Source organism: Nocardiopsis sp. SBT366, from assembly GCF_001083815.1.
GTDB lineage: Bacteria > Actinomycetota > Actinomycetes > Streptosporangiales > Streptosporangiaceae > Nocardiopsis > Nocardiopsis prasina.
Map to the genome: position 1 here is coordinate 77722 of NZ_LAVM01000002.1, position 15880 is coordinate 93601.

Genomic DNA, 15880 nt, shown 5'->3' on the forward strand with positions numbered 1-15880 from the left:
GGCAAGGGTGGGAAAAGAAATGGTGTCCCGGGTGCGTGAGCACCCCGGGACACCAAGACTAGGGCTCACGGGCCCGGAACCCCTACAGGTCGGGGAAGAACAGCTTGATCTCGCGCTCGGCGGAGTAGGTGGAGTCCGAGCCGTGGACGATGTTCTTCTGGACCTCCAGGGCGAAGTCGCCGCGGATGGTCCCGGGCGTGGCGGTCACCGGGTCGGTGGCACCGGCCAGGGCGCGGAAGGCCTCGATGGCGCGCTCGCCCTCGACCACCATGGCGACCAGCGGACCACCGGTGATGAACTCCACCAGCGAGTCGAAGAACGGACGCGAGGCGTGCTCCTCGTAGTGCGTCTTCGCGGTGTCCGCGTCGAGCGTGCGCAGCTCCATCGCGACCAGGTTCAGGCCCTTGCGCTCGATGCGCGAGATGACCTCACCGACGATGTTGCGGCGGACACCGTCGGGCTTGATGAGAACGAGAGTGCGCTCCACGTGCGTTTCAACTCCTCATTGGGGACCCCCGCGTGGCACAAGGGGGCCTGGGCCCGCAGTGGCGAGCGCACGCGGTGGGGTGAACGGGTGTGTGACCGGGGCTCGGGGACGAGGCGGGGGGAGGTTCCGCCGTGCGGGTCCGCTCGTCTGCCCGGACGTGCGTCACACTATCGCGTTTGCTCCGTGGACGCGGGGGGAGAGCCCATTCGTCCTAGGACGGCCCGCCGACCCCCGCGTCCACCTCCTGCTCGGCCCGTTCCTCATGGGCGGCGCGGGCTGCGTCGACCCTTCGCCCCAGGATCACGCCGGTGACCCACAGGGACACGAACACGATCGCTACCAGGGGCGCCCCGGTGACCATGAAGGAGCTGAACAGGAAGGCCGCCTGGAGCACCCACGACGCGTAGTGCGCCCAGGTGTGCTTCTGGAGGCCGGAAAGCAGCAGGGCGGCCAGCGCCATGCCGCCCCAGACACCGCCCGCCACGGCGGGGTCGGCGCCCTCCAGGTTGATGGCGATCGGGATCGCCAGACCGATCACGACGGCCTCGAACACGAGGACCACGGCGCAGAGTGTGCGCACGGCGTTCTCCCTTCGTCTGTGGGTCTTCAGTCCCCGGAACCGCGCAGCAGGTGGATCGCGTCGCCCGAGGTGACGACCGATCCGGTGACCAGCACGCCGGTTCCGCCGAACTCGCCGCCTCCCTCGGCCAGGCCCACGGCCTGGTCGATGGCGTCGTCGAGCCGCGCGGCCACGTGCACGCGGTCCTCGCCGAAGATCTGCCGGGCGATGTCGGTCAGCTGTGCCGGGTCAAGGGACCGAGGTGAGGAGTTTCGGGTGACCACGATCTCGTCGAGCAGCGGTTCGAGGGGTTCCAGGATGCCCTCGACGTCCTTGTCGGCCATGATCGCGATCACGCCGATCAGCCTGGAGAAGGAGAAGGCCTCCTCCACGGCCGCGGCGGTGGCGATCATTCCGGCCGGGTTGTGGGCGGCGTCGGCGATGACGGTCGGGCTGGTGCGCACGACCTCCATGCGGCCCGGGGAGTCGATCGCGGCCAGGCCCTCGCCGACGATCACCGGGTCGAGTCCGGCCGCGTCCTCGGAGGCGGAGAAGGCCTCGACGGCCGCGATGGCGACCGCCGCGTTGCTGGCCTGGTGTTCGCCGAACAGCGACAGGAAGAGGTTGTCGTAGGTGCCGGTGAGGCCCTTGACGGCGACCTGCTGGCCGCCGACGGCGACCTCGCGGGAGGTCACGCCGAACTCCAGCCCCTCGCGGGCCACGGTGGACCCGACCTCGGCGGCGTGCCGGAGCAGGACCTCGGCGGCGGGCAGAGGCTGCTGGGCCATGACGGTGACCGAGCCGGGCTTGATGATCCCGGCCTTCTCCTCGGCGATGCCGTCGAGGGTGTCGGGCAGGTACTCGGTGTGGTCGATCCCGATGGGGGTGATCACGGCCACGTCGCCGTCGACGACGTTGGTGGCGTCCCAGCTGCCGCCCATGCCGACCTCCACCACGGCGATGTCCACGGGGGCGTCGGCGAACACGGCGTAGGCCATCACGGTGAGGATCTCGAAGAACGACAACCGGATGTCGCTCATCGAGTCGGCCATCTCCAGGTACGGCCGGATGTCATCGTAGGCCTCGACGAACTCCTCCTGCGAGATCGGCTCGCCGTCGACGACGATCCGCTCCCGCACCGTCCGCAGGTGGGGGCTGGTGTAGCGGCCCACGCGCAGGCCTCGGCCGCGCACGAGCGCGTCGATCATCCGGGCGGTGGACGTCTTGCCGTTGGTTCCGGTGACGTGGATGACCCGGAAGTTGCGGTGCGGGTCACCCAGCAGGTCCAGGACCGTGCGGACACGGTCCAGAGTGGGGTCGATGTCGGATTCGGGCGCGCGGGAGAGAATCTCCGCGGTGACCTCGGCGTAGCGCTCGTGGGCGCCCGCGCCACTCACGGGGTCTCGGTGGTCGGGGTGTACACCCGCGCCAGTGTACGCGGCCCCACCTGGGCTCCGACGCGGGGTCGGGCGTACGGTGGTCCCCTCCGCGCGGACCATACTGGGGGCATGCCCAGCTTTGACCCGATCGTCGAACCGTTCTTCTCCGAGTGGGCGGGACGCGGCCCCGGACAGGCGCGCAGCCTGGACCGCGCGTCCGCGCTCCTGGCCGCGCTGGACCTGGACCCGGCACCGACGCCCGTGCTCGGTGTGGTGGGTTCCAAGGGCAAGGGGAGCACGGCCACCTACGCGGCGGCCACCCTGTCCGCCGCCGGTCTGCGGACGGTCCTGGTGACGGGTCCGAGCTTCCGGGGGTACCGCGAACGGGTCCGGGTCGACGGCGTGTCCGTGACCGACGACGAACTCCGCGACCTCGGCCAGACCATGGAGGCCGCCCGGCGTTCCCTGCCCTCCCCTGAGGAGGGCTATCTGGCGCCGAGCGGGCTGTTCCTCGTGGCCGGCCTGCTGCACGCACGCGCGGTCGGCGCCGACGTGTGCGTCCTGGAGGCCGGCATGGGCGGGCACCGCGACGAGTTGCGTCTCCTGGGCCCGCAGGTGGTGGCTCTGGGCATGGTCTTCGCCGAGCACGTGGGGGTCCTCGGGGACACCGTGGCGGAGATCGCACGCGAGAAGACCCGCGTGGTCCACCCCGAACGCACCCGTGCGCTGGTGACCCTGCCGCAGAGCGCGGAGGCGGCGCCCGTCGTGGCCGGGACCCTGGCCGAGAACACCCGTGAACGGCTCTCCCCACAGGTCGTGGACCCCGCGACCGCGACCGAACCCCCCGAGGCCCTGCGCCCCCGGGGCCTGTCCGCCGCCAACGGAGTCCTGGGCACCGCCGCCGCCACCCGCATGCTGGACCTGATGGACAGGCCACCGGCGACGCCCAGTCGGCTCCACGAGGTCCTGGGCACCGTGAACCTGCCCGCCCGCCTGTCGAGGCACACCGTTCCCGGCTCATCCACCGAGGTCGTGGTGGACTCCGCCATCGACCGCGTCGGCGTGACCGCCGCGCTGTCCCACGCCCGCGACCTGTGGGGCGGTGTGGATCACGTCCTGCTGTGCCTGCCCGACCACAAGGACGTCTCCGGGGCAGTCGAAGCGCTCAAGGGGCTGCGGGTGACCGCCGTGCGCCTGCCGGAGGAGCACCTGCGCTTCGAGCACGCCCTCCCCGACCACTGGAACCGCGTCCGCGCCGAGGACCTCTCCCCCACCGCCGTCACCGCCCTCGGCCGACGCGTCCTCGCCCTGGGCACGGTCTACTTCACCGGGCGCATGACGGAGGTCCTCGACGCCCCCACCGACCGCCTCTTCGACCCGCGTCCCGCATAACCCCCACACGCGACCACACTTCGCGACACGATCGGCTCGGCCTCAATGAGGCCGCTCGCAAGGAGCTGGAGGGCTTGATGGCTGTGGAGACCTACGAGTGGCAGAGCGACTTCGCCCGCAAGTACGTCGGTATCGGCCGGGAAGAAGGCCGGGAAGAAGGCCGCGCGGCTGAGGCGGCGCGCAGCGTCGTCTCGGTGCTGGAGGCACGCGGTTTCAGCGTCCCGGACGAGGTCCGCGAGCGCATCGAGGGCTGTGCGGACCTGGCGACCCTGGAGAAGTGGGTCCCCTCGGCCGTCACGGTGGACCGGCCCGAGGACCTCTTCGACTGAGACGGGGCCGGGGGCACGCGGCCCCCGGCCCCGGATCGTCGGTGACGGTTACCGGCCGGGGCGGTAGACCGGCTGGGTCTGCGGGTTGAACTCCTCGTACGTGACCCGCTCGGCCGCACGCAGGCGCGGGTCGGTCAGCTTGAGGACGTCCAGGCCGCGGTCGATGTCGGACGAGTACACGTAGCCGTTGTAGTAGTACGTCGACCAGGTGTCGTTGTCCTGGATGTCGGGGTCGATCCGGGAGTCGGCGTCGAAGTAGCCGATCTCGCGCGGGTTGGTCGGGTCGTTGAAGTCGATCACCGAGATGCCGCCCTGGTACCAGGACTGCACGAAGTAGTCCTGGCCGGGGACCGGGATGAGCGACCCGTTGTGGGCCACGCACACCTGGTCGCCCTGGTGGCGGTCGATCTTGAAGTAGCTCGCGAACTCCAGCGTGGAGTCGGCGCCCTCACCGTCCAGGGTGTAGATGGCGTTGGCGCCGCGCTCGGGTCCGATCTCCTCGGTGCACGTGGGCGCACCGCCGCCGCCGAGCTCGTCGGTGAACAGCACCGTGCGGGCGTCGTTGGTGAAGGTCGCGGAGTGCCAGAAGGCGAAGTTGTCGTCCTGGACCACCTCGGTGACCACCGGGGAGGCCGGGTCCGAGATGTCCATCAGGATGCCGTCGCCCATGCAGGCACCGGCGGCGATGTCCTTGGACGGGAAGGCCGTGATGTCGTGGCAGCCCGTGGTGGTGCGGTGGCCGCCGTCCGGGAACAGCACCGGCTCGTTGACAAGGAACGCCTCCGAGGGCGCGTCGAGCGGCACCTCGATGACGCCGATCTTGTCGTGCGGCGGCTGGCAGTTGGGGAAGTTCGCCGAGGGAGAGTACGAGGACACGTAGACGTACTCGCGCTCCGCGTCACCGGGGACCAGCGTCAGGGTGTGCGATCCGCAGTCGGTGCGCACGGCCGAGACGTACTGCGGGTTGGCCTTGTCGGAGATGTCGAAGATGCGAACACCCTCGAACCCGTTCGGGTCGGTGACCGGCACGGCGGGGGCGCCGCACTCGTCGTTCGCGCGGGGGTAGTCCACAGCGAAGTACAGGAGGTCGCCGCTGACCGCGACGTCGCCCTGCCCGCCGGGGCACACCACCTCGGAGACGATCCTCGGGTCCTCGGGCTCGGAGATGTCGTAGATGACGAAGCCGTCGTAGTTGCCGCCGATGGCGTAGTCGCCGGTGAACGCCAGGTCCGAGTTGGTGTTGTTGACCGCCTCGGGCTTGGGGACGTTGGCCACGAGCTCGACGTTGTCGCTGGAGATCTCGTCCGAGGGCGGCGCGTCGGCGTACGCCGCCGCCGGGCCGAGGAGCCCGGTGAACAGCGTCGCGGCAGCGGCCGTCGCCAGTACGGCGCCGCGGCGCGGGGAGGTGCGCATGGGTCTGCCTTCCAGATGGGGATCGGGGGTTGGGGGTGACAGCACGCGGGGGTGCCGCGCGTGGCTCGCGCGGCACCCCGGTGCGTCGTCGCTGGTTACCGCCCGGGGCGGTAGACCGGCTGGGTCTGCGGGTTGAACTCCTCGTACGTGACCCGCTCGGCCGCACGCAGGCGCGGGTCGGTCAGCTTGAGGACGTCCAGGCCGCGGCGCATGTCCGAGGAGTACACGTAGCCGTTGTAGTAGTACGCGGACCAGGTGCTGCCGTTCTCGATGTCCGGGTCGATCCGGTTGTCGGGGTCGAAGTAACCGATCTCGCGGGGGTTGCTGAGGTCGTTGAAGTCGATGATCGAGATGCCGCCCTGGTACCAGGACTGCACGAAGTAGTTCTTCCCCGGAACCGGGATGAGCGACCCGTTGTGCGCGACACAGGACTGCTGGTCGCCCTGGTGGCGGTCGATCTTGAAGTAGCTCGCGAACTCCAGGTCGTGGCCGCCGTCAGGGGACTCCTCCAGGGAGTAGATGGCGTTGGCGCCGCGCTCGGGTCCGATCTCCTCGGTGCAGGTGGCCGCACCGCCGCCGCCGAGTTCGTCGGTGAACAGGACGGCCTCGGCGTTGTTGGTGAAGGTGGCCGAGTGCCAGAAGGCGAAGTTCTCGTCCTGGACCACCTCGGTCACGACCGGGTTGACCGGGTCGGAGATGTCCATGATGATGCCGTCGCCCATGCAGGCGCCGGCGGCGAGGTCCTTGGCCGGGTGGACCGTGATGTCGTGGCAGCCCTCGGTCGGTCGGAGCAGACCGGGCTGGTCGTGGTTGCCGCCGTCCGGGAAGAGCACCGGCTCGTTGACGATCGCGGCCGAGCCCGGGTCGTCCACGGGGACCTCAATGATCGCGATCTTGTCGTGCGGCGGCTGGCAGTTGTGGAAGTTCACCGAGGGCGCGTAGGACGAGACGTAGACCAGTTCGGTCGAGGGGTCCGCGCCGGGCACGAGGGTCAGCGTGTGCGATCCGCAGTCGGTGCGCACGGCCGAGACGTACTGGGGGTTGGCCTTGTCGGAGATGTCGAAGATCCGCACGCCCTCGAACCCGTTCGGGTCGGTGACCGGCACGGCGGGAGCGCCGCACTCGTCGTTGGCCCGGGGGGAGTCCACGGCGAAGTAGAGCAGGTCCCCGCTGACGGAGACGTCGCCCTGGCCACCGGGGCACACCACCTCCGAGACGATCCTCGGGTCCGCCGGGTCAGCGACGTCGTAGATGACGAAACCGTCGTAGTTGCCGCCGATGACGTGGTCGCCGGTGAACGCCAGGTCCGAGTTGGTGTTGCTGACCGCGTCCGGCTTGGGGACGTTGGCGAGGTGCTCGACGTTGTCACTGGTGACGCTGTCGGAGGGAGGCGTGTCGGCGTACGCCGCCGCCGGGCCGAGGAGCCCGGCGAACAGGGTCGCCGCCGCGGTCAGCGCGACCGCCGTCACGCCGCGCGGGCCGAGTCCGGCCCGTGACGGGGGAGCTGCGGGCATGGTTTCTCCAGATCGGTTGGGGGACGGAGATGAGGGGTACGCGGCGGGGCCGTGGCCGTCGGACCACGGCCCCGTTCTCTCCCGTTTGCCCTGACTCCCCAGGAGGAGCCACCGGGAGAGGTCGTGGCGCGCGTCAGCGGCCCGGTCGGTAGCTCGGCTGCGACTGCGGGTTGAACTCGTCATAGGTGACGCGCGCGGCGGAGCGGAGGCGCGGGTCGTCGAGCCGGATCACGTCGAGGCCCCGGGTGATGTCCGAGGAGTACACGTAGCCGTTGTAGTAGTACGCCGACCACGAACCGCCCAGGACGAGGTTGTCCTCGTCGATCGGGGCCCGGTCGAAGTAGCCGATCTCACGCGGCGCGGTCGGGTCGTTGAAGTCGATGACCGACACCCCGCCCTGGTACCAGGACTGAACGAAGAAGTCCTGGCCCGGGACCGGGATCAGCGAACCGTTGTGCGCAACGCAGTTCTCGGTGGCGCTCTGCACGCGCGGGATCTTGTAGTAGCTCTCGAAGTCCAGCTCGGGCGCCCCGTCCGTGCCGCCGACGGAGTAGATGGCGTTGGCGCCGCGCTCCACCCCGTGTTCCTCGGTGCAGATGGCGCCGCCACCGCCGCCGAGCTCGTCGGTGAAGATCACGGTGCCCGCGTCGTTGGTGAACGTGGCCGAGTGCCAGAAGGCGAAGTTGTCGTCCCGGACGACGTCGGTGACCACGGGGTGGGCGGGGTCGGAGATGTCCATCAGGATGCCGTCACCCATGCACGCCCCGGCGGCGAGGTCGAGCTCCGGGTAGGCGGTGATGTCGTGACAGCCGCTGGTGTTGCGGTTGCCACCGTCCGGGAACAGGACGGGCTCGTTGACCAGCGCGGCCTCGGAGGGGTTGTCCACGGGGATCTCGATGACCGAGATCTTGTCGTGCGGCGGCTGGCAGTTGGGGAAGTTCGCCGAGGGCGAGTAGGAGGACACGTACACGTAGTCGTGCTCGCCGTCCTTGCCGGGCACCAGGGTGTTGGTGTGCGATCCGCAGTCGGTGGCCACGGCCGCGACGTAGGCCGGGTTGGCCTTGTCGGAGATGTCGAAGACGCGGATGCCCTCGAACCCGTTCGGGTCGGTGGTGGGGACGGCGGGGGCGCCGCACTCGTCGTTGGCCCGGGGGTAGTCGACGGAGAAGTACAGGAGGTCGCCGCTGACCGAGACGTCGCCCTGGCCGCCGGGGCACACCACCTCGGAGACGACGGTCGGGGACTCCGGTTCGGAGATGTCGTAGACGACGAAACCGTTGTAGTTGCCGCCGATCGCGTAGTCACCGGTGAACGCCAGGTCGGTGTTGTAGTCACCCATGGCTTCGGACTTCGGGACGTTGGTCACGTGAGTGACGTTCGCGCTGGTCTCGGCGTCGCTCTCGAAGGGGGTCCGGTCCGCCGAGGCGGCGGCGGGCCCGAGGAGGCCCAAGGTCAGGGCGGTGGCGCCGACGAGAGCGAGGCCGGTGGAGCCGCGTCGGTACCGCAAGCGTCTGGAAGGGGAGGGGGCGGGGGACGACGCCATGCGTACTCCTGATTCCTGATGGAGCGAAACAGGAAGAACGTACACAGCTCAACATCAATATGTATAGAGGGAAACAAAAGAAACATGGTTGTTTACACGGTGTCGAGCCGACTCGATCCGCTCACGCACCGTGTCCAGACCGGCCCGGTTCCGGGTGCGGCGGGCGACCGCCGCACCCGGTCCGGCTAGCTGTTCGGGAGCTCCGGCTGCGACTGCGGGTTGAACTCGTCCAGCACCACCGACTCAGCCCCTTCGAACCGGGGGTCGGTGAGCGCCAGCACGTCCAGCCCGCGTTCCATGTCCGACGAGTAGACGTGCCCGTTGTAGTAGTACGCGGACCAGGAGCCGGCCGTGCGCAGCTGGTCCGGGTCGAACGGGCCACGGTCGAAGAAGCCCACCTCGACGGGCTGGTCGGGGTCGGTGAGGTCGATGACCGACACTCCGCCCTGGTACCAGGACTGAACGAAGAAGTCCTGGCCCGGGACCGGGATCAGCGAACCGTTGTGCGCCACGCAGTTCTCGGTATCGGTCTGGTGCCGAGGCAATTTGTAGTAACTCCGAAACTCGAGTTCGGGGCTTTCTCCCGACGTGTCCAGCGAGTAGACGGCGTTGGCGCCGCGCTCGGGGCCGATCCTCTCGTTGCAGGTCGCCGAGGAACCCGAGCCGAGTTCGTCGGTGAAGACCACGTTCCTCGCGTCGTTGGTGAACGTCGCCGAGTGCCAGAAGGCGAAGTTCTCGTCCTGGACGCGCTCCACCACCTCCGGGTGGATCGGGTCAGTGATGTCCAACAGCAGGCCGTCACCCAGGCACGCGGCGGCCGCCAGACCGCGAGCGGGATAGGCGGTGATGTCGTGGCAGCCCGTGGTCGTGCTGTGGCCGCCGCCCGGGAAGAGCACCGGCTCGTTGACGACGGCCGCCTCCTCGGGGGCCTCGTGCGGCACCTCGACGATGGAGATCCTGTCGTGCGGCGGCTGGCAGTTCGGAAAGACCTCCGCGGGGGCGTACGAGGACACGTAGACCACGTCGCTGCGCCCGTCCGCGCCCGGCACCAGGGTGTTGGTGTGCGATCCGCAGTCGGTGGCCACAGACGCGACGTACCGCGGGTTCGCCTTGTCCGAGATGTCGAAGATCCGCAGGCCCTCGAAGGCGTCGGCCTCAGTGGCCGGGGCGGACGGCGCCCCGCACTCGTCGTTCGCGCGCGGGTAGTCCACGGAGAAGTACAGGAGGTCGCCGCTGACCGAGACGTCGCCCTGACCCCCCGGGCACAGGACCTCGGAGACGACCGTCGGGGACTCCGGTTCGGAGATGTCGTAGACGACGAAACCGTTGTAGTTGCCGCCGATCGCGTAGTCACCGGTGAACGCCAGGTCGGAGTTGGGCGACCTCGCCAGCGTCTCCGGTTTGGGCACGTTGGCCAGGTGCACCACGCCCCCACCCGTGGTCACCCCGTCGTCGGCGCCGGCGCCCGGGACCGCGAGCCAGGCCACCGCGACCAGCGAGGCGACCGCGACCGTACCCCGGCGCCGTCCCGTAACCGAAGCCATGCACCCACCCCCGAAAACCACCCAAAGAAGTCACTTGACTACAATGGGTTGTACCCTCATCGTCGTACACAAGCCAGACGAAACGCCGAGAACGGACACCACCGGGAGTCCCACGAACGGACACGACCACCCCGCCGCACCCCCGGTACTGGACAAAACACCCCTCGAGTGAGTAGAAAACCCGCAGGACGTCGGGTCAGCCGACACCGGCGGGCACCCGGCCCGCCGACCCCCACCCCTGGAGGAGACCTCGTGCGTCGCCTGGCACTCGCAGCCGGAACCGCCCTCGTGCTGCTCGGAGTCTCGGCCTGTACCGGTGACGAGGGACAGCAGTCCGCCAACGTCATCGCCCCCGGCGCCCCCGGGGAGGAATCGACCCCAGCCACCGCGGACCAGATCGCCGCCCTCGCCGAGGAGCAGGGCCACAACGAGGCCGACGTCACCTACCTGGTGAAGATGATCGAACACCACCGCCAGGCCCTGGAGATGACCGACCTGGTCGAGGACCGCTACCAGCGCGACGGCATCGAGCGGATCGCCGACCGCATCGCGGCCGCCCAGGGGCCCGAGATCTCCGCCATGGAGAGCTGGCTGGAGGTCAACGTCTTCGGGCCCGCCCGGGAGAACCCCGCCCACCAGAACTTCTGCGGTCTGGAGGGCGACGGCACCCACCACTCCACCGAGGACGCCGTGGTCGCCTGCGACCTCCAGGTGGACCACGACGACATGGAGGGCATGGTCTCCGACGAGGACATGGGCCGCCTCGCCGACGCCGACGGCGACGACTTCGACCACCTCTTCGTGGAACTCATGACCGCCCACCACGCGGGCGCGGTCACCATGGCGGAGGAGGCCATGGCCGAGGGCAAGGACCAGGAGGTCCTGCGGATGGCCAACGACCTCATCGCCGAGCAGAACACCGAGATCGCCCGAATGGAGGGAGTTCTCGAGGGCGGGGAGTGACCGGACCACGCCCGGCCCCGTCCGGCCTGGCCCAGGCATGAGAAGGGGCGCCCTTCCCGTGGGAAGGGCGCCCCGAAGGCCTCAGCGGTCCAACCGCGCGGCGTCAGCCCGCCGCGGCGACCGGTCCGGCGGTCAGGCCGACTTCTCCTGACGACCGTCCTCGTCCGCCTCGAGCTGGGCGCGCGGCACGATGGTCGGGTTCACGTGCTGCTCCACCGACTCACGGGTGATGATCACCTGGCCGACGTCCTCCCGGCTGGGCACCTCGTACATCACCGAGAGCAGGACCTCCTCGATGATGGCGCGCAGACCACGGGCGCCGGTCCCCCGGATGATGCCCTGCTCGGCGATCGCCTCCAGGGCGTCCTGGGTGAACTCCAGCTCGACGTTGTCCAGCTCGAACAGCCGCTGGTACTGCTTGACCAGGGCGTTGCGGGGCTCGGTGAGGATCTGGATCAGCGCGGCCTTGTCCAGGTTGTGCACGCTGGTGATCACCGGCAGACGGCCGATGAACTCCGGGATCATCCCGAACTTCAGCAGGTCCTCCGGCATGACCTCGCCGAACAGCGCGGTCCCGGCCATCTCGCTCTTGGGCCGCAGGGTGGCGTTGAAGCCCATGCCCTGCTGACCGGTGCGGGACTCGATGATCTTCTCCAGCCCCGCGAAGGCTCCACCGCAGATGAACAGCACGTTGGTGGTGTCGATCTGGATGAACTCCTGGTGCGGGTGCTTGCGGCCGCCCTGAGGGGGCACGCTAGCCGTGGTCCCCTCCAGGATCTTCAGCAGCGCCTGCTGGACACCCTCGCCGGAGACGTCGCGCGTGATCGACGGGTTCTCGCTCTTGCGGGCGACCTTGTCGACCTCGTCGATGTAGATGATGCCGGTCTCGGCCTTCTTGACGTCGTAGTCAGCGGCCTGGATCAGCTTCAGGAGGATGTTCTCGACGTCCTCGCCCACGTAGCCCGCCTCGGTGAGGGCGGTGGCGTCCGCGATGGCGAAGGGGACGTTGAGGATCTTCGCCAGGGTCTGCGCCAGCAGGGTCTTGCCCGAACCGGTCGGCCCCAGCAGGAGAATGTTCGACTTGGCGATCTCGACGTCCTCGTCACCGGGACGGTCGGTCTCCGAGCGCACTCTCTTGTAGTGGTTGTAAACCGCCACCGAGAGGGACTTCTTCGCCTGCTCCTGACCGATCACGTACGAGTCCAGGAAGTCGAAGATCTCCCGGGGCTTGGGAAGGGAGTCCCACGTGAGCTCGGTGGCGTCGGCGAGTTCCTCTTCGATGATCTCGTTGCACAGATCGATGCACTCATCGCAGATGTACACGCCGGGGCCAGCGATGAGCTTCTTCACCTGCTTCTGGCTCTTACCGCAGAATGAGCACTTCAGCAGGTCCCCGCCGTCGCCGATGCGTGCCACCCAGCCACTCCTCAAAACTAAGGCCGCCCCGTTCCGGGCGCACGCGGCGCCGAACGGACGGAAGGACTCGTCTCCCGTGTGTCCGTTCGCGACTGCCAGCCACGAACGGGGCGATCTGTGTGTCGCTCTCCGCCAGACTAAGCGAAAAACCGGACCGGCTTCACCACCGGGCTGTCCCAGGCGGGTCAGAAACCGGACCGGTGAGTACTTCGTGGCGCCGGATTCCCCCCGCCGGGGCGCTTCTCGCGTTCGCGAGACGCCCCGGCCGGGGAGGACACGGCAACCGTTGTCCCCGTTACTTCAGGGAGGCCTTGCGGTAGGGCAGGACGAAGTCGATGAGACCGTACTCCACTGCCTCCTCGGCGGTGAGGATCTTGTCCCGCTCGATGTCCTTCGAGACCTGCTCGTGGGAGCGACCCGTGTGCTTGGCCAGAGTGGTCTCCAGCTGCGTACGGATACGGGTGATCTCGTTGGCCTGGATCTCGATGTCGCTGGCCTGACCGTGCATACCCTCGGTCGCCGGCTGGTGGATCATCATCCGGGCGTTGGGCAGGGCACCACGCTTGCCCTTGGTGCCGCCCGCCAGCAGGATCGCGGCGGCCGACGCGGCCTGTCCGATGCACACCGTCTGGATGTCGGGGCGCACGAACTGCATGGTGTCGTAGATCGCCATGAGGGAGGTGAAGGAACCTCCCGGCGAGTTGATGTACATCTGGATGTCCCGCTCGGAGTCGAGCTGCTCAAGGGTGATGAGCTGGGCCATCAGATCGTTGGCCGAAGTGTCGTCGATCTGGACGCCGACGAAGATGATCCGCTCTTCGAAGAGCTTGTTGTACGGATTCATCTCCTTGACGCCGTACGACGTACGCTCCACGTAGGACGGCAGGACGTAGCGGCTCTGGGGAGCCATCGAGGCCGCGCCGCCGATGAGACTGGGGTTGAACTCGGTCATTTCACGCCTTCCACGCACTGCGCCGATTCATGGACTGGGCCAGGTCAGCTCAGGACTGTCAGCTGGTCACGTCGAGCGTGCCCTCGAGCACCTCGTCGATGAAGCCGTACTCCTTGGCCTCCTGAGCCGTGAACCAGCGGTCCCGGTCGGCGTCCTTCTCGATCTGTTCGACCGACTGCCCGGTGTGCTCGGAGATCTTCTGGATGAACATCTTCTTCACGTAGAGCAGCTGGTCAGCCAGGATCCGGATGTCGGAGGCGGTGCCCCCGATGCCACCGGACGGCTGGTGCATCATGACGCGGGTGTGCGGCAGCGCGTAACGCTTGCCGGGCGCACCGGCGCACAGGAGCATCTGGCCCATCGACGCGGCCATACCGATACCCACGGTGCGCACGTCGTTGGGGATGTACTGCATGACGTCGTAGATCGCCATACCCGCCGTCACGGAACCACCCGGCGAGTTGATGTACATCGTGATGTCCCGCTGGCGGTCCTCCGCGGACAGCAGCAGGAGCTCACCGACGAGGCGGTTGGCGATGTCATCGTCGACCTGCTGGCCGAGGAACACGATTCGCTGGCGCAACAGGCGCTGAGGCGTCTGCTCAATAAAAGGGGAAAGCTGCTGATCCGACGTACGAGCGTCGAATCGCTGGGACTCATCAAAGGTCGGCGGCACTCTCGTCACCTGCTCCGGAATCGAAACGGTTGCGATACAGCGACACTAACGCCGACAGACGCCAGGCTCGTCCGGATACCGTCCCTGTTCGCTTTGAGCGCAGGGTGCAGCCGGTCGCGGACACACCCTTTCTCCTGACAGCGAACAACGCGCCAGGAACGGAAGGGAAAGGGCCCCGGCCGTCCCGTAACGGGTTGGCCAGGGCCCGTGAGAGCCATGGTGCCTCGCGGCGCCGTGAAGCCTCGGACTACTTGGAGTCGGCCTTGTCGGCGTCCTCGTCGGTTTCGGGGGCCTCAGCGGTCTCCTCGGCCTTGTCGGCCTCGGCGACCTCGGTGGAGGCAGCGGCGGCGGCCTTGACGGCCTCGGCCAGGGCCTGGTCGTCGGTGGCCTCGACGATCTCCTGCTCGACGACGTTGCCGTCCTCGTCGGTCACCTTGGCACCGGCCAGGACCACGTCCATGGCCTTGCCGCGGACGACCTCGGTGAAGGCGACGCGGATCTGGTTCGACTCGACCAGGTGCTGGGCCAGCTGGTCCGGGCTCACACCCATGCGCTGGGCCTGCTCGAACACGTACTGGCTGAGCTCACCCTGGTCGGCGCTGAGGTCCTCCTGGAGGGCCAGCTGGTCGAGGATGAAGCCAGCCTTGACCGCCGAGTTGGCGCCGGTCTTCAGCTCCTCCTCGAACTCCTCCTCGGTCTTCTCCTGCGACTCGAGGTAGGCCTCCTTGGTCAGACCGCTCTGGGCGAGCTGCTGCTCAAGGCTCTGGCGACGGCGGTTGATCTCCTCGTCGACCACCGCGTCGGGCAGCGGGATCTCGACGGACTCGATCAGCTTCTCCAGCGCCTTGTCACGGGCGGCGGACAGCTGCTGCATGCGACGGACGTCGGCCATGCGCTTGCGCACGTCGTCACGCAGCTCGTCGATCGTGTCGAACTCGGAGGCCAGCTGGGCGAACTCGTCGTCCAGCTCGGGCAGCTCCTTCACCTTCACCGAGTGCACGGTGACGGTGACGTCCGCCTCCTGGCCCTCGTGCTCACCACCGACGAGGGTGGTCTTGAAGGTGGCCTCGCCACCGGACTCCATGCCGCGCAGGGTCTCGTCGAGGCCCTCCAGCATGGTGTTGGTGCCGACCTCGTAGGAGTAGCCGCTGACGGCGACGTCCTCGAGCTTCTCACCGTCGATGGCGGCGACCAGGTCGATGGAGAGGTTGTCACCGTCCTCAACGGGACGGTCGGCGCCAACCAGGGTGGAGAAGCGCTCGCGCAGGGTGCCGATCTGCTCGTCGACCTGCTCGTCGGTGACGGTCGCGCTGTCGACGGTCACCTCGATGCCCTTGTAGTCCTTCACCTCGAACTTGGGTCGGATGTCGACCTCGGCGGTGAAGGCGAGCTCGTCGTTGTCCTCCAGCTTGGTGACCTCCACGTCGGGCTGGCCGAGCGCGAAGATCTCCTCCTTCTGGATGGCTTCGTTGTAGAGCTCCGGAACGGCGTGGTTGACCGCTTCGCTGATCACCGCGCCACGGCCGACGTAGCGGTCGATCAGCCGCGCCGGTGCCTTGCCCGGGCGGAAGCCCTTGATCCGAACCTGCTTGGCGAGCGACTTGTAGGTCACGTCGAAAGCGTGCTCGAGCTCCTCGAAGGGCACCTCGATGGTCAGCTTGACCCGGGTCGGGCTGAGCTCCTCGACATCGGTCTTCACGGGGCGGTACTCCT

14 protein-coding genes are annotated in these 15880 nt (G+C 68.4%); 3 read left to right on the forward strand and 11 right to left on the reverse strand.

Features of this window, described 5'->3' with window-relative positions; genetic code table 11:
* Positions 1-82 precede the first annotated feature (82 nt).
* The 3 genes from ndk to ADX84_RS01155 form a co-directional block, all read right to left on the reverse strand.
* Complete coding sequence (gene ndk, locus ADX84_RS01145; protein WP_049565932.1) at positions 83-487, reverse strand: nucleoside-diphosphate kinase; 405 nt, start codon at positions 485-487, stop codon at positions 83-85.
* A 211-nt stretch (positions 488-698) separates the two neighbouring features.
* The gene (locus ADX84_RS01150; RefSeq protein WP_049565935.1) at positions 699-1067 is read right to left on the reverse strand and encodes a DUF4233 domain-containing protein; all 369 of its coding nucleotides are present in this window, start codon (positions 1065-1067) and stop codon (positions 699-701) included.
* 26 nt (positions 1068-1093) lie between these two features.
* The gene (locus ADX84_RS01155) at positions 1094-2443 is read right to left on the reverse strand and encodes a folylpolyglutamate synthase/dihydrofolate synthase family protein (RefSeq protein ID WP_049565937.1); all 1350 of its coding nucleotides are present in this window, start codon (positions 2441-2443) and stop codon (positions 1094-1096) included.
* A 111-nt stretch (positions 2444-2554) separates the two neighbouring features.
* Between ADX84_RS01155 and ADX84_RS01160 the strand changes: the two genes are divergently transcribed.
* Complete coding sequence (locus ADX84_RS01160; RefSeq protein WP_049565939.1) at positions 2555-3817, forward strand: hypothetical protein; 1263 nt, start codon at positions 2555-2557, stop codon at positions 3815-3817.
* A gap of 77 nt (positions 3818-3894) precedes the next feature.
* Positions 3895-4146 (forward strand): hypothetical protein, encoded by a 252-nt coding sequence (locus ADX84_RS01165; RefSeq protein WP_049565941.1) that lies wholly within the window; start codon positions 3895-3897, stop codon positions 4144-4146.
* Between the two features lie 48 nt (positions 4147-4194).
* Here ADX84_RS01165 and ADX84_RS01170 read toward each other — a convergent pair whose 3' ends face one another.
* The 4 genes from ADX84_RS01170 to ADX84_RS01185 all read right to left on the reverse strand — a co-directional run bounded on the left by ADX84_RS01170 (position 4195) and on the right by ADX84_RS01185 (position 10160).
* Entirely contained in the window at positions 4195-5559 is a 1365-nt protein-coding gene (locus ADX84_RS01170) for an LVIVD repeat-containing protein (protein WP_049565945.1), read from the reverse strand.
* Between the two features lie 95 nt (positions 5560-5654).
* On the reverse strand, positions 5655-7073 hold the full coding sequence (locus ADX84_RS01175; RefSeq protein WP_049565948.1) for an LVIVD repeat-containing protein: 1419 nt from the start codon (positions 7071-7073) through the stop codon (positions 5655-5657).
* 133 nt (positions 7074-7206) lie between these two features.
* Positions 7207-8616: an LVIVD repeat-containing protein gene (locus ADX84_RS01180; RefSeq protein ID WP_049565951.1), complete on the reverse strand. Its 1410-nt coding sequence runs from the start codon at positions 8614-8616 to the stop codon at positions 7207-7209.
* 185 nt (positions 8617-8801) lie between these two features.
* Positions 8802-10160, reverse strand: a complete 1359-nt coding sequence (locus ADX84_RS01185; protein ID WP_049565953.1) for an LVIVD repeat-containing protein — start codon at positions 10158-10160, stop codon at positions 8802-8804.
* 252 nt (positions 10161-10412) lie between these two features.
* Here ADX84_RS01185 and ADX84_RS01190 point away from each other — a divergent pair, with 252 nt between their 5' ends.
* Positions 10413-11123, forward strand: coding sequence for a DUF305 domain-containing protein (locus tag ADX84_RS01190; RefSeq protein WP_049565956.1), 711 nt, complete (start codon positions 10413-10415; stop codon positions 11121-11123).
* 132 nt (positions 11124-11255) lie between these two features.
* Here ADX84_RS01190 and clpX read toward each other — a convergent pair whose 3' ends face one another.
* The 4 genes from clpX to tig form a co-directional block, all read right to left on the reverse strand.
* Positions 11256-12539 carry an ATP-dependent Clp protease ATP-binding subunit ClpX gene (clpX, locus tag ADX84_RS01195; RefSeq protein WP_049565959.1) on the reverse strand — a complete coding sequence of 428 codons (1284 nt, stop codon included), beginning with the start codon at positions 12537-12539 and terminating at the stop codon, positions 11256-11258.
* A 295-nt stretch (positions 12540-12834) separates the two neighbouring features.
* A complete protein-coding gene (locus tag ADX84_RS01200) occupies positions 12835-13491 on the reverse strand; it encodes an ATP-dependent Clp protease proteolytic subunit (RefSeq protein WP_017545193.1) in 657 nt (218 codons plus the stop codon).
* 58 nt (positions 13492-13549) lie between these two features.
* Entirely contained in the window at positions 13550-14098 is a 549-nt protein-coding gene (locus ADX84_RS01205; RefSeq protein WP_082206236.1) for a ClpP family protease, read from the reverse strand.
* Positions 14099-14414: 316 nt separating this feature from the next.
* A complete protein-coding gene (gene tig, locus ADX84_RS01210; RefSeq protein ID WP_049565963.1) occupies positions 14415-15866 on the reverse strand; it encodes a trigger factor in 1452 nt (483 codons plus the stop codon).
* Positions 15867-15880 lie beyond the last annotated feature (14 nt).

What these genes read in the sequence shown, in the direction of transcription:
- ADX84_RS01160 (WP_049565939.1), top strand. Translation starts at nt 2,555, where the DNA reads ATGCCCAGCTTTGACCCGATCGTCGAACCGTTCTTCTCCGAGTGGGCG.
- ADX84_RS01165 (WP_049565941.1), top strand. Translation starts at nt 3,895, where the DNA reads ATGGCTGTGGAGACCTACGAGTGGCAGAGCGACTTCGCCCGCAAGTAC.
- ADX84_RS01170 (WP_049565945.1), bottom strand. Translation starts at nt 5,559, where the DNA reads ATGCGCACCTCCCCGCGCCGCGGCGCCGTACTGGCGACGGCCGCTGCC.
- ADX84_RS01175 (WP_049565948.1), bottom strand. Translation starts at nt 7,073, where the DNA reads ATGCCCGCAGCTCCCCCGTCACGGGCCGGACTCGGCCCGCGCGGCGTG.
- ADX84_RS01180 (WP_049565951.1), bottom strand. Translation starts at nt 8,616, where the DNA reads ATGGCGTCGTCCCCCGCCCCCTCCCCTTCCAGACGCTTGCGGTACCGA.
- ADX84_RS01185 (WP_049565953.1), bottom strand. Translation starts at nt 10,160, where the DNA reads ATGGCTTCGGTTACGGGACGGCGCCGGGGTACGGTCGCGGTCGCCTCG.
- ADX84_RS01200 (WP_017545193.1), bottom strand. Translation starts at nt 13,491, where the DNA reads ATGACCGAGTTCAACCCCAGTCTCATCGGCGGCGCGGCCTCGATGGCT.